This window comes from Aquimarina sp. RZ0, assembly GCF_008370685.1.
In the GTDB taxonomy this organism is placed as follows: domain Bacteria; phylum Bacteroidota; class Bacteroidia; order Flavobacteriales; family Flavobacteriaceae; genus Aquimarina.
This window is the reverse complement of the sequence record NZ_VTZU01000027.1, coordinates 1-20,337: the sequence shown is the minus strand read 5'-3', so window position 1 is coordinate 20,337 and position 20,337 is coordinate 1. Positions and strand designations below refer to the sequence as shown.

The 20,337-nt window shown below is 33.2% G+C and carries 15 protein-coding genes; 6 read left to right on the top strand and 9 right to left on the bottom strand.

Annotated elements, in window-relative coordinates; all coding sequences use genetic code 11:
• The first annotated feature begins 88 nt into the window (after window positions 1-88).
• Window positions 89-2,182 carry a VWA domain-containing protein gene (locus F0000_RS11770; protein ID WP_149624917.1) on the top strand — a complete coding sequence of 698 codons (2,094 nt, stop codon included), beginning with the start codon at window positions 89-91 and terminating at the stop codon, window positions 2,180-2,182.
• Between the two features lie 787 nt (window positions 2,183-2,969).
• On the opposite strand, the gene F0000_RS11765 is transcribed toward F0000_RS11770, so the two are convergent.
• The 5 genes from F0000_RS11765 to F0000_RS11745 form a co-directional block, all read right to left on the bottom strand.
• Complete coding sequence (locus tag F0000_RS11765) at window positions 2,970-4,691, bottom strand: NAD(P)/FAD-dependent oxidoreductase (protein WP_149624916.1); 1,722 nt, start codon at window positions 4,689-4,691, stop codon at window positions 2,970-2,972.
• An 89-nt stretch (window positions 4,692-4,780) separates the two neighbouring features.
• Window positions 4,781-5,125, bottom strand: a complete 345-nt coding sequence (locus tag F0000_RS11760) for a GyrI-like domain-containing protein (RefSeq protein ID WP_255452701.1) — start codon at window positions 5,123-5,125, stop codon at window positions 4,781-4,783.
• Between the two features lie 562 nt (window positions 5,126-5,687).
• On the bottom strand, window positions 5,688-6,011 hold the full coding sequence (locus tag F0000_RS11755) for a helix-turn-helix domain-containing protein (protein ID WP_149624914.1): 324 nt from the start codon (window positions 6,009-6,011) through the stop codon (window positions 5,688-5,690).
• Window positions 6,012-6,367: 356 nt separating this feature from the next.
• Window positions 6,368-6,823, bottom strand: a complete 456-nt coding sequence (locus F0000_RS11750) for an SRPBCC domain-containing protein (RefSeq protein WP_149624913.1) — start codon at window positions 6,821-6,823, stop codon at window positions 6,368-6,370.
• Window positions 6,816-7,184, bottom strand: coding sequence for a helix-turn-helix transcriptional regulator (locus F0000_RS11745; RefSeq protein WP_255452698.1), 369 nt, complete (start codon window positions 7,182-7,184; stop codon window positions 6,816-6,818). The genes F0000_RS11750 and F0000_RS11745 overlap by 8 nt, the downstream gene beginning before the upstream one ends.
• Window positions 7,185-7,475: 291 nt before the next feature.
• On the opposite strand from F0000_RS11745, the gene F0000_RS11740 reads away from it, so the two are divergent.
• Both F0000_RS11740 and F0000_RS11735 read left to right on the top strand, forming a co-directional pair.
• The gene (locus F0000_RS11740; RefSeq protein WP_149624912.1) at window positions 7,476-9,335 is read left to right on the top strand and encodes a DNA topoisomerase IV subunit B; all 1,860 of its coding nucleotides are present in this window, start codon (window positions 7,476-7,478) and stop codon (window positions 9,333-9,335) included.
• 28 nt (window positions 9,336-9,363) lie between these two features.
• Entirely contained in the window at window positions 9,364-12,060 is a 2,697-nt protein-coding gene (locus tag F0000_RS11735) for a DNA gyrase/topoisomerase IV subunit A (protein WP_149624911.1), read from the top strand.
• 534 nt (window positions 12,061-12,594) lie between these two features.
• On the opposite strand, the gene F0000_RS11730 is transcribed toward F0000_RS11735, so the two are convergent.
• From F0000_RS11730 to F0000_RS11715, 4 genes are all read right to left on the bottom strand, one after another.
• Window positions 12,595-13,176, bottom strand: coding sequence for an alkylphosphonate utilization protein (locus tag F0000_RS11730; protein ID WP_149624910.1), 582 nt, complete (start codon window positions 13,174-13,176; stop codon window positions 12,595-12,597).
• Between the two features lie 37 nt (window positions 13,177-13,213).
• Window positions 13,214-14,020: a TerC family protein gene (locus tag F0000_RS11725; RefSeq protein WP_149624909.1), complete on the bottom strand. Its 807-nt coding sequence runs from the start codon at window positions 14,018-14,020 to the stop codon at window positions 13,214-13,216.
• Window positions 14,020-14,397 carry a DNA topoisomerase IV gene (locus F0000_RS11720; RefSeq protein ID WP_149624908.1) on the bottom strand — a complete coding sequence of 126 codons (378 nt, stop codon included), beginning with the start codon at window positions 14,395-14,397 and terminating at the stop codon, window positions 14,020-14,022. Before F0000_RS11720 ends, F0000_RS11725 begins: the two co-directional genes overlap by 1 nt.
• A 78-nt stretch (window positions 14,398-14,475) precedes the next feature.
• Window positions 14,476-14,961 carry a helix-turn-helix domain-containing protein gene (locus F0000_RS11715; protein WP_149624907.1) on the bottom strand — a complete coding sequence of 162 codons (486 nt, stop codon included), beginning with the start codon at window positions 14,959-14,961 and terminating at the stop codon, window positions 14,476-14,478.
• 399 nt (window positions 14,962-15,360) lie between these two features.
• Between F0000_RS11715 and F0000_RS11710 the strand changes: the two genes are divergently transcribed.
• The 3 genes from F0000_RS11710 (at window position 15,361) to F0000_RS11700 (ending at window position 19,828) form a co-directional block, all read left to right on the top strand.
• Entirely contained in the window at window positions 15,361-16,518 is a 1,158-nt protein-coding gene (locus tag F0000_RS11710) for a M14 family zinc carboxypeptidase (RefSeq protein ID WP_149624906.1), read from the top strand.
• A 76-nt stretch (window positions 16,519-16,594) separates the two neighbouring features.
• Entirely contained in the window at window positions 16,595-17,074 is a 480-nt protein-coding gene (locus F0000_RS11705) for an Lrp/AsnC family transcriptional regulator (RefSeq protein ID WP_149624905.1), read from the top strand.
• 171 nt (window positions 17,075-17,245) lie between these two features.
• On the top strand, window positions 17,246-19,828 hold the full coding sequence (locus F0000_RS11700; protein WP_149624904.1) for a phosphoenolpyruvate carboxylase: 2,583 nt from the start codon (window positions 17,246-17,248) through the stop codon (window positions 19,826-19,828).
• Window positions 19,829-20,337 lie beyond the last annotated feature (509 nt).

The window sequence follows — 20,337 nt, the reverse complement described above, 5'->3', positions numbered from 1 at the left end:
AGATTGTAGCAGAAATCATCTGTCCTTAGTTTTAGGATATCATACCAGTAAATTGGTATAAATGGTATTAATTCAAAAACTATCGATTATGAAAGTATTGTACTACTTTATGATGATATTCTTATATACAGGAATGTCTTTTGCACAGCAATTAACAATTACCGGAGTTATTACAGAAAAAGAAACGGGAGTCTCCATACCGGGCGTAAATATTCTGGTAAAAGGAACTAACAGAGGAGTACTAACAGATTTTGATGGCAAGTATGTTATTAAAGTTGATGTTGGTGATATTTTGGTAGTGTCATCTCTGGGGTTTGAAACTGAAAATGTACAGGTGAAGTCTGATATGGCAATCTTGAATATAGAAATGATCGAGGATACTGCATCATTGGATGAAGTTATCGTTGTTGGATATGGGGCCAGCAGGAGGTCTTGTATTACAAGATCAGAAAGAAGAAAATCCAGACGAGCAAGAAAAAAATCAAATGCGCTATCGACAACACCGCAGAGAAGTGGCGCTGTTGTATCTGGATTGTCTACTAACAATGCAAATATTCAGATAAGAGGACACAAGAGTAGTATCACTTCAACTGAACCCTTATATATAGTAGATGGTGTGCCTGTTGATAAGAAAAAAGTTGCTCACATTCAGGAACTGGATCCATCAAAAATAGCATCGGTAAAAGTGCTTAAAAATACAAATGCAACGGCTATATATGGATCCAGAGCAATACACGGGTGTGTAGTGATTACAACACATAATGGTGATTATAAAATAACGGATAATGAGTCTTATAAGGAGATTGTAGAAAACAATTTTGAAAGAGTGCAAACCGCTCCATTGTCCACATTTTCTATTGATGTGGATAAAGCTTCTTATAGCAATGTACGCAGAATGATCAATAATGGGATACCCATTCCGGCAGATGCAGTAAAACTCGAAGAAATGATCAATTATTTTGATTATGAGTATGCACAACCAGTAGATAAGCACCCATTTGCCATTCATACAGAGCGTGGAACGACTCCCTGGAATGCACATACTCAATTGGTGAAAATAGGAATCAAAGGAAAAGAGATTTCTCAGGAAACCATGCCAGCATCCAACCTTGTATTTTTAATAGATGTATCAGGTTCTATGAATGATGTAAATAAACTACCACTGCTCAAAAAAGCCTTTAAGGTATTGGTGCATCAGCTGAGAGAACAAGATATGGTGTCTATTGTAGTCTATGCAGGTGCAGCAGGAATGGTATTGAAACCAACCTCTGGGGTCTATAAAAACAAGATAAATGAAGCATTGGATCAGTTGAGTGCCGGAGGTTCTACAGCAGGAGGAGAAGGTATAGCACTAGCTTATAAAATTGCACAGAAAAATTATAAAAAAAATGGTAATAACAGAGTTATTCTGGCAACAGATGGAGATTTTAATGTGGGTATGAGTAGTGATAAAGATATGAAGACACTTATAGAAGAAAAACGTAAGTCCGGTGTCTTTTTAACCTGCCTTGGCTTTGGGATGAATAATTATAAAGACAGTAAACTCGAAACACTGGCAGACAAAGGAAATGGAAATCATGCATATATTGATACCATGCAAGAAGCACAAAGAATATTAGGCAAAGAGTTTGGAGGAACCTTACATACGATTGCAAAAGATGTAAAAATACAGGTAGAATTCAATCCCGAAAAAGTACAGGCATACCGCCTGATTGGTTATGAAAACAGATTACTCGCAGATGAAGATTTTGTAGATGATACAAAAGACGCGGGTGAATTAGGTAGCGGGCATACAGTAACGGCATTGTATGAAGTAATACCAGCAGGTGTAGAAAGTAATTATTTAAAGGATATTTCAGACTTAAAATATACTACGAATAAGACAACCCAAAGTGATTACAGAGATGAATTATTAACCGTAAAATTCAGGTATAAAAAACCAACAGCCAATACAAGTATTGAAATGATTCACGTAGTAAAAGCTGATGACGGTCAAGTATCAGAGGACTTTAATTTTGCAGCGGCTGTAGCCTGGTTTGGGATGAAAATCAGAAAGTCAAAATATATAGATAATGATAATCTGCAAGATATTATTGCATTAGCTTCTGGCAATAGAACTAGTGATGATCAGGGGTATCGAGCAGAATTTATCAGATTGTTGAATAGTTATCTGGTAATGTAGAAATACCATCTCAAATGAAATTACTTGCTAATGTCATTTCTTTTTGTTTCTCGGTTGAATTAAGAAATAATTTGATTCAGTTTACGGTGATTTCATATAGGGTTGGTCTAAGATAAAGTCTCTGTTATGTATGACAATTAGTATTTTATAATTAAGATAGTTCAAAAAGTATCGTAGCTTGTAACCCTGCGATACTTTTTTATTTCCTAAATATTCATTTTTTAGGGGAGCACGATGATGAGTAAGCTTGAAAATGGATATTTTACTCGATAATCGAGATTTAAATGCTCCGAGGCTTGCCTCGAAATCAAAATGTTTTTTTTCAATAAATGCCTTGTGGGCTTGCCCCGAGGTAGTTTACTCGATAATCGAGTTTTTAAGGAGGCTTACCTCAAAATTGATTTTTTTTTCTGATAGCTACTTCTTGGAGTTGCCATGAGGTAGTTTACTCTTATTATACGATTTGTGATTAAAAAATTCGTATAAATTCATTGAATTATTTTTTCTTTATGCAAGGCAAAAAAATCAAGCATAGCTATAGCTACGGTTTATTTTTTAAACGAAGTAGAAAGGAAAAAGAAACGATGAATATGCGAAATTTTTAGTTATAAATCGTATTACAGCAAAGTTAAAAACTTTGCAAAGCATTAGATACCACAACCGATTATTTGATGAACGGTTCTACGGATGATGTAGCCACTACTAATTTATCAGATAAGGAATTGTTATCTTTATTTAATGTGAACAATGTTTATAATAAGCTATAAAAAAAACCTTAAGAATATGATTAATCGTCACTGACAGAGAACCCACCTACACCAGCGGCCAGACGATCTTTTTTTACTTGAATCTTTTTTCGTATCCAGTCAGGGTATTCGGTATCATCCTCAGCTTCATAAATACGAATATTTTGAGAGGGATCAGGTTGTATCAGGTCATCTTGTCTACAGTTGAGAATCTTTGCAGCTGTTTCTACTCCAGAATATCCAGCACCAGCAACGCCGTGTGATAAAACACTGGCGCCGCAGAGATATAAATTTTTAATTTCGCTTTTGGATTTATAAGCAAATGGACCTATTTGCCACATATTTTTTTCTGTACCGTAAACACAACCCTTTGTAGAATTAATATAATATTCGTTAGTAATGGGGGTACCTAATTCTTTTTGTACAATTTTGCTTCGTACATCTGGAATCACTTTTTCTAGTGTGCGAATCATTTTTTCAGTTAATTGCTCTTTGAATTTTAGATAAGCGTCGGATTTTCTTCTATACTTTTCATTTTTGAACTGACTAAAAGATTCATGGTTTATATAGGTAATAGCTTCTATAGTGTGATATCTTCCATCAAAACTTATAGGATCTTTTAATGTGGTGCAACTAATAAACATTCCAGGAAACACATCTCCCTCAAGGATATCAATCTTTTGAGTTTCTTCGAACACGGTGTCTAAATCTTCGTGTTGCATCATCCAGATATTACCAGAGTCTAAACCTGCTTTTCGCACATCCATATCTACCGTTATAAAAAGCATCAATGAGGTACAAGAATATTTTGTTTTACTTAATCTTTTAAAAAGCTTAGCGCTTATGTTTTTTTTGCCTATCAATTCCAGAAAAGTTTTACCTGGATCAGCATTAGAGATGATACGCTTAGCCAGAATCTTTTGTCCGTTTTCTAACTCTACTCCAATGGCTTTCTTTTTGTTAGTACCTTCTACTATTATTTTCTTTACTTTTTTACCGGTTTGTATTTCTCCACCGTGTTTTTTTAAAGCATTAGTCATTGCTTTTACCAAAGCACCTCCGCCTCCCACAGGATAATAACCTCCACTAGCATAATGACCCATTACAGCGGCGTGCAAAGGGAAACTCGCTTTGGAAGGAGGAAGTCCATGATCTCCGATTTGTATATTAAGAATAGCTTTGAGTAATGGATTTTTAATGTATTTTTTTATCACCTTTCTTACACTGTATACACTGTACTTCCCCATGTTTTTTGTTCGAAAAGGAATGGTAAGGTGTTGCCAAAACCCTTTTACTTTTGGGATCAATTGTAATTCATAACATACAGCGCTTATTAGTTTAAGATATTTAATAATCCCTTTTTTTTCTTGCGGAAAGTGTTTGCCAAGAGACTCAGCTATATGATCATAGCCAGCGGGCATGTCAATACGTTCTTCTCCAATCCAGCAATGTTCATAAGCCTTTGGGTTCATTCTGAAAAATGCTATATCATTGGCAATTCCAAGACCTTCATATAGATTACTGGTAGATTCTCCTTTATTGAGTAGACCTACATAATGAACTCCGGGTGTAAAACGATAGCCATTTAGATAAAAACTGTGGCACCATCCGCCAGGAACATCATGTTGCTCCAAGACCAATACCTTTTGTCCGGCACGAGCCAGGCATATGGCAGCAGATAATCCTCCTGCACCAGAGCCTATGATGATCGTATCTAATGCAGGTTCATGATGCACCTCTTTTTTTTTATTTTTTATTTCCATATATGATATCCCAATAGTAACGTGTATTTATTACTTTATCTATAAAGGTATACATTTTTGGAAAATGAGGAGAGAAGAAGGGTTTGGCTTTACGAATTATTCTTTTTATTCTTAATAGGCACCCAGACTTCTTCTTCTGATTTTGGATGCTGAGGACCGTAGTATTTATCTGCTAATATCTCAAAATGATCCCTATCATCAATTTCGTACTCAGAATTTGATAACCAGGTTCCGTAAATATAGCTTGCGGTTTTATTAAAAGTACTTACAGGTCCTCTATGTATAAATACGGCATAGATTCCTCCTGATAAGCTATAGGATCCCATGCCATCTGGGATTGTATCTATAGTATCAATTTCTATAGCAGCCCATTTTTCAAAGACTACAGTATCATTAAATTTTTTATATGTCATTTCTTTATCATATACTTGAATGGAGTAATACGATTTACGGGTGAGAATTTCGTAAAAATAATGGCAAGGATTTTTCGCTAGATTGATGAATCAAATTAAAGAATAGCCATAGCTATTGTTTCATTTTATGAAGAAAATATAGTAGAAAAAGAATGTCATTAGATGCGAAATTTTTATTCGTAAATCGTATAATACCCCGTATTCAGGTTATTTTTTATTTCGTTTCGTCTAGGCATAAAACGTTGCCATAAACTAGATGTCTTGTTTTCGGATAAAGAGGTTTGGATCCGCATTCCGATTAGGGTTTTATTCTTGATTATTCTTATTTTTGGAGCCATACGATTTGTGATTAAAAATTTCGCATATTCATCGTTTCTTTTTCCTTTCTACTTCGTTTAAAAAATAAACCGTAGCTATAGCTATGCTTGATTTTTTTGCCTTGCATAAAGAAAAAATAATTCAATGAATTTATACGAATTTTTTAATCACAAATCGTATCATAGAGTGATTATTCTTGAGTGAATTTTTATTTTCTGGGGATAGTACATATCGTTCAAAAGGAACAAATTTGTGTTCCTTTTTTCTATAACGTCCAGGACTTATTCCTATAAATAGATTTAAAAGAACGCGTGTATGCCTGTTGTGATTCAAATTGATATTGTAATGCAATATGTAGAATTGAATCATTGGTGGTAACTAGTTTGATCGCTGATTCCGAAATTCTACGTTTCCGTATATAATCAGAGACAGTTTCTCCTGTGGAGGCATGAAAAATGCGTATGAAATGATATTTAGAATAACAAGCATATCGTGCTATTTTGGTAAGAGTGAGTTTCTCCTTCAGGTTTTTTTCAATATAGGTTATTGCATTTCTAATTCTATTATTCTGATATCTTTCTTTTTGCATTCCGTAGTGTTCTGAGATACTATTTTTGGTCTTAAAACACTTACATAAAGAGTAAATTTTAAATCAGAAATAGTAGTACAATATTACAAGGAAAATATGACTATTTTTTAACCAGAATTGCGGATTTTGTCTATAAATGCTCCAAAACTTGTCTCTAAATCAAAATGCATTTTTTAATAAATACTTTGAATTGTAATATTTCTATGATTTTTATAATACCTTTTTGATCTAATACAGTTCCCAAAAAGGAAATAATAGAAGATAGCAGGATTGCTAACACTATTTTTTTATATAAACTTAGATATTAAAAGAGAAATCCTAACTTCATCTTAAAAAGTTAGGATTTAGAATCAAATTTATACAGTAAGCGTACCAATATATTCTTTTAATCTATCAAAGACAGAACCCCAACCATTCATAAACCCCATTTTTTCTTGTTGTTTAGAATATTCTTCTGTTGGATGCACTACATGGAAAGTAAAATTAGTTTTGTCACCGTTTTTTTCAAAAAGTGCCTGTATTTCTACCCCTTCGGTCATAGGTCTAAAGTTTGCAGATGAAATTATTTTTTCAAATTCTATAATGGCGGAGTAGATACCATCTGAAACAAAATCAGTACCATCCGGCATGGTCATATGATATTCCCATTCACCACCTACGCTAAAATTGTGCTTAATCACTCTGGTTTCCATTCCTTTTGGTCCCCACCAATTAGCAATATGCTCAGATTGTGTCCAGGCTTCCCATACCAAAGTTATTGGTGCATTGAAGGTTCTTTCTAATGTTAATGTACGATTGTCTGATTTACTCATCTTTCTTGTTTTTTTGTAATTCGGTTAAATAATTTTCAAAGGAGTCTAGTTTTTCTTCCCATAGATTTCTGTATTGATCTATCCATAAGAAGGCAGGAATTAAGTTTCTAGGTTGAATTTGACAGAAACGTTCTCTCCCTTTTTTGCTAATATGTATGATCTCACATTCTTTTAATATTTTTAAATGTTTGGAGATTGCGGGGCGACTTACATCAAATTTTTCAGCTACTTCATTTACTGTCAATGTTTTATTTGCAAGTAATTCTATAATATCTCTTCTTACAGGATCTGCTATTGCCTGAAAAACATCTCTTCTCATATTTTTAAGTAACTGATTGGTTACAAATATAAATGTAATCATTCGGTTACGCAAATAGTTTTACTTTTAATCGATACTTGAGATTTAAATGCTCCAAGCTTTGTCTTGAAATCGAAATGTTTTTGTCCAATAACTATCTCTTGAGCTTGTCCCGAGATAGTTTAATTAAAAAAAATGTAAGTATATTAAGTTTTAAGTTTCTTTTAGATTCATCAATTCATTGTATACCAAATATCAACAAAAACTGTTTTAGAATTGTTAATTACTTTGTAGTTGGACTATTTTAATTCTGTAAGTGAAACCTTATATTAGCAAGCATTCTACCCGAATTTTATGAATAACGAGACTAAATATACTGAAGATAATATACGATCCCTTGACTGGAAAGAGCATATCCGTATGCGACCAGGAATGTATATAGGTAAACTAGGAGATGGATCTTCTGCAGATGATGGAATCTATATTTTATTAAAAGAAGTATTAGATAATTCTATCGATGAATATGTAATGGGAGCTGGCAAAACCATAGAAATTTCTATACAAGGTGATAAGGTGATTGTAAGAGATTATGGTCGCGGTATTCCATTGGGAAAAGTGGTGGATGTTGTTTCAAAAATGAATACTGGGGGTAAATATGATTCCAGAGCCTTTAAAAAATCAGTGGGACTTAATGGAGTAGGTACAAAAGCGGTGAATGCACTATCTAAGTTTTTTAGGGTAGAATCAACCAGAGATGGTAAATCTGCGTCGGCAGAGTTTGAAAAAGGAAACTTAACAAATCAGGATACTCTGGATGAAACTTCTCGTAGGAAAGGAACAAAGGTTTCTTTTGTACCGGATGATACTATTTTTAAAAATTATAAGTATCGTACAGAGTACGTAGCCAAGATGCTTAAGAACTATGTATATCTTAATCCGGGGCTAACCATTATTTTTAATGGTGAGAAATATTTTTCTGAGAATGGTCTGAGAGATTTACTTTCTGATACTATTAATGATGATGATCGATTATATCCAATCATTCACCTTTTGGGAAATGATATAGAGATAGCTATTACGCATAGTAAAACGCAATATAGTGAGGAATATCATTCATTTGTTAATGGGCAGCATACAACACAGGGAGGCACGCATCAGGCAGCCTTTAGAGAAGCAGTCGTAAAAACCATTAGAGAATTTTATGGTAAAAACTATGAAGCTAGTGATATTCGTAAGTCTATTGTCTCGGCAATAAGTATAAAAGTTATGGAACCTGTCTTTGAGAGTCAGACAAAGACTAAATTAGGTTCTACAGAAATGGGAGGTGATTTACCAACGGTAAGAACCTATATAAATGATTTTGTAAAAACAAAACTGGATAACTTTCTACATAAAAATTCTGACACTGCCGAAAGCCTGCAACGTAAAATTTTACAAGCAGAACGAGAGCGTAAAGACCTGTCAGGAATTCGTAAACTTGCCAGAGAGCGTGCTAAGAAAGCTAGTTTGCATAATAAAAAACTTCGGGATTGTCGAATTCACCTTACCGATAGTAAAAAAGATCGAAATTTAGAAAGCACCTTGTTTATCACAGAGGGAGATTCTGCAAGTGGTTCTATTACTAAATCTCGTGATGTAAATACTCAGGCAGTTTTTAGCTTACGCGGAAAACCGCTGAATAGCTATAATATGAGTAAAAAAATTGTGTATGAAAATGAAGAATTTAATTTATTGCAGGCTGCACTCAATATTGAAGAATCTCTGGAAGATCTAAGATATAATAATATCGTTATTGCTACAGATGCAGATGTAGATGGGATGCATATTCGATTGTTATTGATTACTTTCTTTTTGCAATTCTTCTCAGAACTGATTAAAGAAGGACATCTGTATATTCTGCAAACGCCTCTTTTTAGAGTACGTAATAAGAAAGAAACCATTTATTGTTATTCTGAACAAGAAAGAAGAGATGCAATTAATAAATTATCTGGAAAGCCAGAAATTACCCGATTTAAGGGGTTAGGTGAAATATCACCTGATGAATTTGTACATTTTATAGGAGATGATATTCGCTTAGATCCGGTTATGTTGGATAAAGAAAAATCTATAGAAGAATTATTGTCTTTTTATATGGGGAAAAACACACCTAGTAGACAAGAGTTTATTATAGAAAATTTAAAAGTAGAATTAGATACCGTAGAAGAAGAATTGTAAGGATACAAAAAAGTGCCCCAAAAAAGGTATGGATATAGAAAACGAAAACGAAGAATTACATAACGAGTTAGCTCCAGAGGATCATCAACCTCAGGAAGTGATTACCAAAGTTACCGGAATGTACAAAGATTGGTTCCTGGATTACGCATCATATGTAATCCTGGAACGAGCGGTACCTGCTATCGAAGATGGTTTAAAACCTGTACAACGTAGAATTTTACATTCTATGAAAGATCTGGATGATGGTCGGTATAATAAGGTGGCAAATATTGTGGGGCATACGATGCAGTATCACCCTCACGGTGATGCCAGTATTGCAGATGCTATGGTCCAGATAGGTCAGCGAGATCTGTTAATTGACATGCAAGGGAACTGGGGTAATATACTTACAGGCGATAGGGCGGCTGCATCAAGATATATCGAAGCGCGTTTGTCTAAATTTGCATTAGATGTTGTATATAATCCCAAAGTAACAGAATGGCAACTATCATATGATGGTCGTAAAAAAGAACCCATTAATCTCCCAGTAAAATTTCCTTTATTGTTAGCGCAAGGAGCAGAAGGTATTGCTGTAGGGTTAAGTACTAAAATATTACCACATAATTTTATTGAACTTATAGAAGCTTCTATTAAGCATTTACAAGGTAAGCGTTTTACAATACTACCGGATTTTCCAACGGCAGGAATTGCTGACTTTACAAATTATAATGATGGTAATCGAGGAGGGAAAGCCAGAGTGCGGGCCGAAATTTCTCAATTAGATAAAAATACGCTGATTATAAATGAGATACCGTTCTCAACTACAACTACTACTTTAATAGATTCTATCCTTAAAGCTAATGAAAAAGGAAAGATTAAAATTAAAAAAATAGAGGATAATACAGCTGCAGAAGTAGAGATATTAGTACACCTCCCATCAGGTATTTCTCCTGATAAAACAATCGATGCGTTGTATGCTTTTACCAATTGTGAAACATCAATTTCACCGCTAGGTTGTATTATAGAAGAAAATAACAGGCCTAATTTTATAGGGGTTTCTGAGATGCTGAGACGCTCTACAGATCATACCCTGGAACTGCTAAAGAAAGAATTAGAAATTCAATTAAATGAATTGCAGGAACAATGGCATTTTGCATCATTAGAAAGAATTTTTATAGAAAATCGTATTTATCGAGAAATTGAAGAAGAAGAAACCTGGGAAGGCGTTATTAAGGCAATTGACAAAGGATTACAACCTCATATTAAACATCTGAAACGTCCTGTTACAGAAGAAGATATTGTGCGCCTAACGGAAATTAGGATTAAAAGGATATCAAAGTTTGATATCGATAAAGCGCAACAGAAGATTGAGGCGCTAGAAGAAGATATAGCACAGATTAAGCATCATTTGGAACATTTAGTAGCGTATGCCGTTTCTTATTTTAAAAGATTAAAAGAAACGTATGGCAAAGGAAGAGAACGCAAAACAGAAATCAGGATTTTTGATGATATAGAGGCTACCAAAGTGGTTATCAGAAATACAAAGCTATATGTAAATAGAGAAGAAGGCTTTGTAGGAACTTCACTAAAGAGAGATGAATATGTCACCGATTGTTCAGATATCGATGACATTATTTGTTTTACTCGTAATGGTAAAATGATGATTACTAAAGTAGATGCCAAGACTTTTGTTGGCAAAGATATTATCCATGTTGCAGTCTTTAAGAAAAAAGATAAGCGTACGATTTACAATATGATCTATCAGGATGGCAGAGGAGGAGCTTCTTTTGTAAAACGATTTGCGGTAACTGGAGTTACCAGAGATAGAGAATATGACCTTGCTCAAGGTAAAAAAGGATCTAAAATCACTTATTTTACAGCAAACCCTAATGGAGAAGCAGAGGTGATATCTATTTATTTGCGTCAGGCAGGAAGTATAAAGAAATTGAAATTCGATCTTGATTTTGCGGATCTTTTAATAAAAGGTAGAGGGGTAAAAGGTAATATTGTAACAAAATATAATATTAAAAAAATAGAACTTAAAGAGCTAGGGATTTCTACTTTGAAACCTCGAAAGATATGGTTTGATGATGCTGTAAGGCGACTTAATGTAGATGGTAGAGGGGAGTTGTTAGGAGAATTTAAAGGAGAAGACCGTTTATTGGTTATCAATCAAAAAGGAGTGGTAAAAACCATTATTCCGGAAATAACAGTTCATTTTGATGCTGATATGATTGTGCTTGAAAAGTGGAAACCTACCAAACCTATCTCCGCGGTATATTGGGATGGTGAGAAAGAACGCTATTATGTAAAACGCTTTTTAATAGACAACCCTGATAGAGAAGAGACTTTTATAACAGAACATCAGAAATCGTTTTTAGAAATTGTATCTACAGATTACAGACCGATTATAGAATTAGTATTCAATAAGCTTAGAGGTAAAGATCAAAAACCAAATGATGAGATTAATCTTGAAGAATTTATTTCAATAAAAGGGATTAAAGCTTTAGGAAATCAGTTAACTACCGAAAAAGTTAAACAGGTTAATTTATTAGATCCCTTGCCTTATGACGAACCAGAAAACCTCCCTGCAGAAGCAATAGAAGTAGTAGGAGAGGAGGCTGTCTCATCTCCGGATTCAAACAGTGCAGATACCAATACTTCGTCAAAAAAAGACATTGATACGATTAATTTGGATAAAGATTTAGGAATAGATGGGGATGTAGAACAAACTTCGTTATTTTAAAGTGGGTAAATACTTATAGTCTTTTTCAGATTTCCACTTTAAAAATTCAAAGGTATTAAGGTTATATTTCTGTCTTTTCTTTTGAATGCCATATTAATTCTTGGCGAAAATTAGGTATCGTATTTTCAAATGCTTTTTAAGGTATAAAAAACGCAATATTTTTATCATTTCCGACCAGACAGTAAATACTAATAAAATTTACCGTATTCTTTATTGGCATTGCGTAAAATATAAGATTGATTTAATACGATTTGTGATTAAAAAATTCGTATAAATTCATTGAATTATTTTTTCTTTATGCAAGGCAAAAAAAATCAAGCATAGCTATAGCTACGGTTTATTTTTTAAACGAAGTAGAAAGGAAAAAGAAACGATGAATATGCGAAATTTTTAGTTATAAATCGTATCATATCATGTAAACCAGAAAGGCAACAGGCTACATTTGTCAAAAAATTTGTGGTATCTCAATAAGTCTTTATATTTATAAAATTGATACTGCATTCAAAATTTTGAATGCGGTATCAATTTTAAATTTCAATTGGACTTTTTAGTATATTTTGTCAGAATTACAATATGTTGACCGTTAATTTTTCCTTCTATATGTTCAGGATTATCATGGACTAAAGAAATGTTACGAACAGCAGTTCCTCTTTTGGCGGTAAAATTAGCACCTTTAACGTTCAGGTCTTTAATAAGTACAATACTATCACCCGCTTGAAGCAAAGCTCCGTTAGAATCTAAGTGTTTAATTTTAGCGCTATCATGATCACCATCTCCTGTAGCCTTTGCCCAGGCTAAGGTATCATCATCAAGATATAACATATCCAAAAGATCTTGTGGCCACGCCTCAGACTTTAATCTATTGAGCATTCTATAGGCGATAACCTGCACGCCGGGAACTTGACTCCACATGCTATCGTTGAGACAACGCCAGTGATTAGGGTTTATTATGGATACGTCTTCAATTTGCTCTTTACAGGTTGAGCAAATCAAAATACTAGAATCCAATCCTACATTTGGAGATTCGGGAACATCATATATTGATAAATTATCGGTGGCGTTACATAATTCACAAGTAGTTTCGCTACGATCTTGTAATTCTTTTAGTTTGCTCATTTTTAGTTAATTATGGATTTTCCCATCAATTGTAAAACTAGTTCTCTTGGTTGTGTAATTTTCCTTTTTTACGTAGCTTAAAATTGATAAACTCTATAAATAGCGAAAATGCAATAGTAAAATACAGATATCCTTTGGGGATGGTGCCTACTTCGGATCCGAATATTTGAAGATGAGCAAGGTGTGCTGCTTCTGCTATCAGCATAAACCCTATTAGAATCAAAAACGAAAGCCCTAGAATCTGAATTGATGGATGTTTGTTTACAAAGCGACCGACGGGAGTGGCAAACAACATCATAATTAAGACAGATACTACAACGGCAATGGTCATCAATACTAATGCATCATTAGGGTTATCACTTAATCCATTTGTCATTCCTACCGCAGTTAGTATAGAGTCAAACGAAAACACTACATTGATTAAGGTAATTTGCATAATAGCTTTTGATAAAGTACTAGAGCTTTTATCTTTCAGTTCTTTTTCTTCTTCTCCTTTTTCATCTACTTTTTCATGAATTTCATGTACGCTTTTATAGAGTAGAAACATTCCTCCGCCAAATAATATTAGTGCTTGTCCACTGATTCCCGCTTCTATCCAAGGTAGGTTAATATGCCAGAAAGGAGCCTCCATTGCAACTAGTAATGAAATACCAAAAAGGAGTATGATACGCATGATCATTGCTAAAAGCAGTCCTATATTGGTTGCTTTTTTTTGTTCATTATTAGGTAATTTACTGGAAGCTATAGAGATAAATATGATATTATCAATACCTAATACTATTTCTAGAAAAGTTAAGGTTAATAGTGCGATCCAGGCGTCTGCTGTTGCAAAAATATCTAACATTATTTTATCTTTTTAGCGGTTCCTCTTTCTTTATTTTTTGTAGCGCCTACCAATCCGTATTCAAAAGTATAGCTGCCTTTATTTGTTTCTAATATTTTCATGTGTATTGCTTTTTCTTCAGCCATATTTTTGGGATGAAGCTTTTTTACAATGTACTCACAGTCATTAATCCATCGGATACTCGCTGTATCACTCTTTCCATTAAAATAATCAATCTCAATAGAATCATTACGTATAAAAGTTGTTTTGGCAAGTTCTCCATTAAGGTATGTTTCGAATTCAAAAGTTCCTGTATGAAAATCAATACATTCTCTTTCTTTTTGGTAACAACCAGATATAGTCAAAGAAGCAAATAATAAAGGGATCAAATATTTCATGGAATAGTACTAACGACAAACGAAAATAAATTTATTTCAACAGAATTTATAGCATCAGGAAGAAAAGTTGTAATTTTTTTAATTCCTGTAGGCGTCAAATGTGCCGTCTTTGTAGAATATTACAATTTGGTGAATTTCTTTTTCTGTAGTAGTGGTTTTAATTCTTACGGATTCTGAATCGTTAATTATTGTAGCAGCTACGTTTTCTTTTTCTGGCGTATGTTGTGAGAATAAATCTTTTTCGGTTATTTCAGGTTTTATTGGAGTAGTAGTGTTTTCAGATATTTTATGAATAATCTCAGTTGCTTTTGGTGTAATTGGTTCGTGAGATTTTTCGGATTTAGGAAAAGAACCTTTTCCATATAATAACCAATAAAGTTCGGCTTCTGGATATGCTTCAGTAATTCTCATTACAAAGTCCAGACTAGGTTTGTTTCTGCCTGAAAGAATATGAGAAATAGAAGAACGTCCAACACCCATGGCATCGGCAAATCCTGAAGCTGACACATGATAAAATTTCATAACCTCTTGAATTCTTTTTCCAAAATTTTCAGTATTTACCATTTGATTTACAATTGTAAATTAAAACAAAGAAACGAGTCGGTTACAAAGGTAAACAATTAATTAGATTTATAAGTTTACAATTGTAAAAAAACAAAAATAAGATTATTTACTATTAGATAAAAACTTTAGATAAGGTTATTTAATTAGTTGATTTATAAGTATTTAAATATCTACTAATAATCTTTTCGTTAATATTGTTAACAACTTTAGGAGTTTTAAGAATAATTAAAAAAAGAGTGTTTACAGTAGTGAACAATTAGTAATAATCCAAGTTTTACAATTGTAAATAGTTGGAATTTACAATTGTGAATTGAGATATAATTTACATTTGTAAAAACTAAAATTATACTATGAATCCTCGGTAAACAGTAGTAATTTTGTTGATCTAATTTACCTTACATGGACATTAATACACTACAAAATTGGTTTGATAGTTATAAGGAAACTACATTATCCAGACGTTACATTCATCAAGAACATATTACTCCTCTGCTGGATATATTGACAAAGAAATCAACAGTTAAACTTTTGGGTTTTTCAGAAAATAAATCTCCTATACACTTAATTAAACTTGGTACAGGATCAAAAAAGTTACTTCTCTGGTCACAAATGCATGGGAATGAAAGTACTACTACCAAGGCTGTATTTGATGTTCTTAATATGCTAATGGATGCTTCTAATGAGCTTTCTAAGCAAATTTTGGAAGCATGTACTTTATATATTATTCCAATATTAAGTCCTGACGGGGCAAAAGCATATACAAGGCTTAATTATAATAAAGTAGACTTAAATAGAGATGCCCAGGACAGAACTCAAAAAGAAAGTGTTATTCTGCACGATCTTATACAAAAGATTCAGCCTGATTTTGCTTTTAATTTACATGGGCAACGTACTATTTTTAGTGTAGGAGAAACGAATAGCCCTGCTACGGTCTCTTTTTTATCGCCGGCAAGTGATGAAAAACGCTCTATAACGCCAAGCCGTAAGGTTGCAATGGAGGTGATTGCAGAAATGAATATAGTTTTACAGAAATTCATTCCTGGTGGTGTAGGTAGGTATGATGATGGTTTTAATATTAATTGCGTTGGTGATACATTATCTGCTATGGATGTACCTACAATATTATTCGAGGCAGGTCATTATCCAGGTGATTATGATAGAGAAAAAACCAGAATATTTATTTTTTATGCATTAATAACTTCGATAAGGTGTATTGCTAATAGAGATATTACCGGAAGTAGGTATGATATGTATTTTGATATTCCCGAAAATGGGAAATGTTTTTATGACATCATTATAAGGGATGTAATCTTACATGAAAAAAATGTCGATATTGGAATACAATATATCGAAGAATTATCCGAAAATCATATAAAATTCACTCCAATAATTGCTAGAATTGCGGATTTAGGAAAATTTTATGGACATAGAGAGATTATTGGCAATAAAAGAATTATACGTGACGAAAACGTTACAGTAGAGGTAGTTCAGGATAATAAGTTGTTAAGATTCTACTTAAATGATGAATTATTCTCAACAGAATTAAGAAAAAGTTAATATTAAATTTAGAAAAATAATGTTTTTCTGTTATTTTTGCAATATAAATAACCGGGAAAATTTATAATACTTACCTATGGCAAAATTTAAATTAGACGAAGTAGATCACCAAATCTTAGACATGCTGATCGAAAATACGCGAACTCCTTTTACGGATATTGCGAAAAAATTATTGATTTCTGCAGGAACAGTTCACGTACGTGTTAAAAAGATGGAAGAAGCAGGAATTATTGAAGGCTCTTCATTGACATTAGATTACAAAAAATTAGGATATTCTTTTATAGCTTATGTGGGTATCTATCTTCAGAATACATCACAAACTAAGTTTGTATTACAAAGAATTAACGAAATACCGTATGTTACTGTGGCACACATAACAACTGGTAAGTTTAATATCTTTTGTAAAGTAAGAGCAAAGGATACTAATCATGCAAAGGATATTATTTTTATGCTTGATGATATTGATGGTGTATACCGTACAGAGACTATGATATCTCTAGAGGAAAGTATTAATGATAAAAAACGCCTAATGCATTCTATTTTTCAGGACATGTAGAGGGGAATAATTATCTAAACATATAAACCCTTTAGGAACATATCTTAGAGGGTTTTTTTAATGTAAAAATGATTCCTTATGATGTAGTGTTGAGATAATCAGTTAATTACTGATTTAATAATGGATAACAGTATAGGGAATAATTAACCAATTGTATTAGTAACCACAATTATGGCAAGACAACCAAAAATAGAACGTTTTAACCACAATGTTCTTACAAAATATCAGATATACAATAGTATATTCATGACATTACCTTTTGATACTATCACCAATACAGGTGTACTATTACCTCTATTTAAAGAAGTATGTAAGAAAGGATATGATCAGAAACAGAACCCTACAGAGATCGTAGAAAACTTCTTTAAGCTATATCAGGATAATCCCGATCAGAAGGAAAAACATGATCTCCTGTTCAGATTTATCCAATATATAGAGCGACAAGTGGTGTTATTTGATGCTATAGAGGATGCTGCATTTCCAGTTGTTAATAATATGGATGGTCGCGGAACATTAAGGAGTATTAAAGAAGAAGCACAGGGAAAAGGTCAGGAAGAAAAACTCAAAGAATACTTAAGACGTTTTAAGATCAGACCTACACTCACAGCACACCCTACACAATTTTATCCGGGAACAGTTTTAGGGATTATCCATGATCTTGATATCGCAATTCGCAACAATGATTCTCAATTAATCAAGAAGTTACTGGCTCAATTAGGTAAAACTGCATTTTTTAAGAAAGAGAAACCAACTCCTTATGATGAGGCAGTAAGTTTGATCTGGTATTTAGAGAATGTGTTTTATCATGCAATTAGCAAGATCTATAATTATATCCAACAAAATATTTTTAAAGGAGAAGACCTCGAAAACGATTTGATTAATCTTGGGTTCTGGCCAGGCGGTGACCGGGATGGTAATCCTTTTGTAACAACAGAAACTACTTTAAAAGTTGCAAAACGTCTCCGTAAAACAATTTTGATAAATTATTATCGGGATATGCGTAAACTAAAACGTAGAATCACTTTTGGTAATTTACAGGATAAAATCGGAGTTCTCGAAGAAGCACTCTATGATAATTTTTATTATGCCAAAACTGCAGAGCCTCTATCTATAGAAACCTTAATGAACGGACTCTTAGAAGTTAGAAAAGAATTGATAGAAAAACACCAATCTCTATTTCTCGAAGAGCTTCAGGATTTAATTAATAAGGTGAAGATATTTGGATTTCATTTCGGGACTTTGGATATCAGACAAGATTCAAGAGTGCACCACAAGGTATTGACAGAGGTTGTAAAAAAAACCAGTGAATTGGAACTTGGCTTTTTTCCAGAAACATATGACTCTTTATCAGAAGAGGAACAAATTAAGGTTTTGTCAAATGTAAAAGGAAAATTAGATCCTTCTATTTTTGATAATGATATAGCAAGAGCGACTATCGAATCAATATATGCTATAAAGACAATACAAAAGAATAATGGGGAGCGGGGAGCGAATCGTTATATTATTAGTAATAATGGCAGTGTTCTCAATGTTATGGAGACTTTTGCAATGATCAGACTTTGTGATTGGGAACATCCTACGGTAGATGTTATTCCTTTGTTTGAGACAGTTCCTGATCTTAGAATAGCTCATCAGGTGATGGAAGCATTATATAGCAATCCGGTATATATGGAACATCTGCAGCGTAGAGGAATGAAACAAACGATTATGCTTGGTTTCTCTGATGGTACAAAAGATGGAGGATATCTAATGGCTAATTGGGGAATATTTAAAGCAAAAGAAGCCTTGACTGAGATATCTAGAAAATATGACATCAAAGTTGTATTCTTTGATGGTAGAGGAGGACCGCCAGCAAGAGGCGGCGGAAATACAAATCAATTTTATGCTTCTCTTGGACCAACTGTAGAAGATGAAGAGATTCAAATAACGGTGCAAGGACAGACGATCAGTTCTAATTTTGGTACCTTAGATTCTTGTCAATATAATCTGGAACAGTTGTTAGGAGCCGGGATCCAAAATCAGTTGAGTACTAATGAGAGCAATTTGTTTTCTCCTGAAAATAAGAAGACAATGCAGGAACTGGCAGATATAAGTTATGAAACGTATGTAGATTTTAAGAATCACCCTAGATTTCTTCCATATTTGGAGCATATGAGTACATTGAAGTATTACGGAAAAGCTAATATTGGAAGTAGACCTTCTAAACGTAGTACTAGTACTAGCCTTGATTTTGGTGACCTTAGAGCAATTCCTTTTGTAGGTAGCTGGAGTCAGCTAAAACAAAACGTTCCTGGGTTTTATGGAGTAGGTACAGCATTAAAAGCTTTTGAAGAGCGTGATGAATTTGATAGAATAACTTCTTTATATAAAGGTTCTGCTTTTTTTAGAACGCTGGTAGGTAATAGTATGATGAGTTTAACCAAATCTTTTTTTGAGCTCACATCGTATATGAAAGATGATGATGAATATGGAGCTTTCTGGAGTATTATTTTTGAAGAATATAAATTAACAAAAAGGCTTTTATTAAAACTATCCGGGTATTCTCAATTAATGGAAAATGAACCGGCAGGAAAGGCTTCGATTGATATTAGAGAAAATATTGTTTTACCATTATTAACGATACAACAATACGCACTGAAAAAAATTCAGGATATCAATAGATCAGGAAAGGATACAGAAAATTTAGAAATCTATGAAAAAATGGTGACACGCTCTTTATTTGGTAATATTAATGCCAGTCGTAATTCAGCGTAAATTTTAGATATTTCTTTTTTAAAGCCAAATAAAGCCACGACATTTTCTGTTGTGGCTTTATTATTTGAATCATGTTTTCTAGAAATTTAGAGTAATGGCCTGGATTAAAGGGAATTCTTTTGCCCAATAGTTATATCAATCAATCCAATAAATAGTATTAAGTTTTATTAGGGCACAATTCTAGTAAAACAACTGAAATTTACACTCATGTCGCTATAAAAAAGTTTAAAAACTTAAAAGATTTATTAAATTAGCTACTCACATAAGAAATATATAGTTACCATGGTAACTATATATTCATGTTGAACTAAACCTTCGGTAACTTTTTTCTGCTGGATTTCGTAATTTAATAGAAATAATTAAAATCTATAACTTATGTATCAAAAAAAGAGTTGAGTCTTGCTGTGAAAAAGCAAAAAGAACTGTACCGAACTTCATAAAGGCGTACCAAAGATATAGAAAGGTTTATATCGCCTCTGGATATTCAGAATCTACCTGCAACAACTACT

Bases quoted from the DNA above. Each gene is read 5' to 3' on its own strand.
- F0000_RS11770 (WP_149624917.1), top strand. From the start codon at position 89: ATGAAAGTATTGTACTACTTTATGATGATATTCTTATATACAGGAATG.
- F0000_RS11765 (WP_149624916.1), bottom strand. From the start codon at position 4,691: ATGGAAATAAAAAATAAAAAAAAAGAGGTGCATCATGAACCTGCATTA.
- F0000_RS11755 (WP_149624914.1), bottom strand. From the start codon at position 6,011: ATGCAAAAAGAAAGATATCAGAATAATAGAATTAGAAATGCAATAACC.
- F0000_RS11750 (WP_149624913.1), bottom strand. From the start codon at position 6,823: ATGAGTAAATCAGACAATCGTACATTAACATTAGAAAGAACCTTCAAT.
- F0000_RS11745 (WP_255452698.1), bottom strand. From the start codon at position 7,184: ATGATTACATTTATATTTGTAACCAATCAGTTACTTAAAAATATGAGA.
- F0000_RS11740 (WP_149624912.1), top strand. From the start codon at position 7,476: ATGAATAACGAGACTAAATATACTGAAGATAATATACGATCCCTTGAC.
- F0000_RS11735 (WP_149624911.1), top strand. From the start codon at position 9,364: ATGGATATAGAAAACGAAAACGAAGAATTACATAACGAGTTAGCTCCA.
- F0000_RS11730 (WP_149624910.1), bottom strand. From the start codon at position 13,176: ATGAGCAAACTAAAAGAATTACAAGATCGTAGCGAAACTACTTGTGAA.
- F0000_RS11725 (WP_149624909.1), bottom strand. From the start codon at position 14,020: ATGTTAGATATTTTTGCAACAGCAGACGCCTGGATCGCACTATTAACC.
- F0000_RS11720 (WP_149624908.1), bottom strand. From the start codon at position 14,397: ATGAAATATTTGATCCCTTTATTATTTGCTTCTTTGACTATATCTGGT.
- F0000_RS11715 (WP_149624907.1), bottom strand. From the start codon at position 14,961: ATGGTAAATACTGAAAATTTTGGAAAAAGAATTCAAGAGGTTATGAAA.
- F0000_RS11710 (WP_149624906.1), top strand. From the start codon at position 15,361: ATGGACATTAATACACTACAAAATTGGTTTGATAGTTATAAGGAAACT.
- F0000_RS11705 (WP_149624905.1), top strand. From the start codon at position 16,595: ATGGCAAAATTTAAATTAGACGAAGTAGATCACCAAATCTTAGACATG.
- F0000_RS11700 (WP_149624904.1), top strand. From the start codon at position 17,246: ATGGCAAGACAACCAAAAATAGAACGTTTTAACCACAATGTTCTTACA.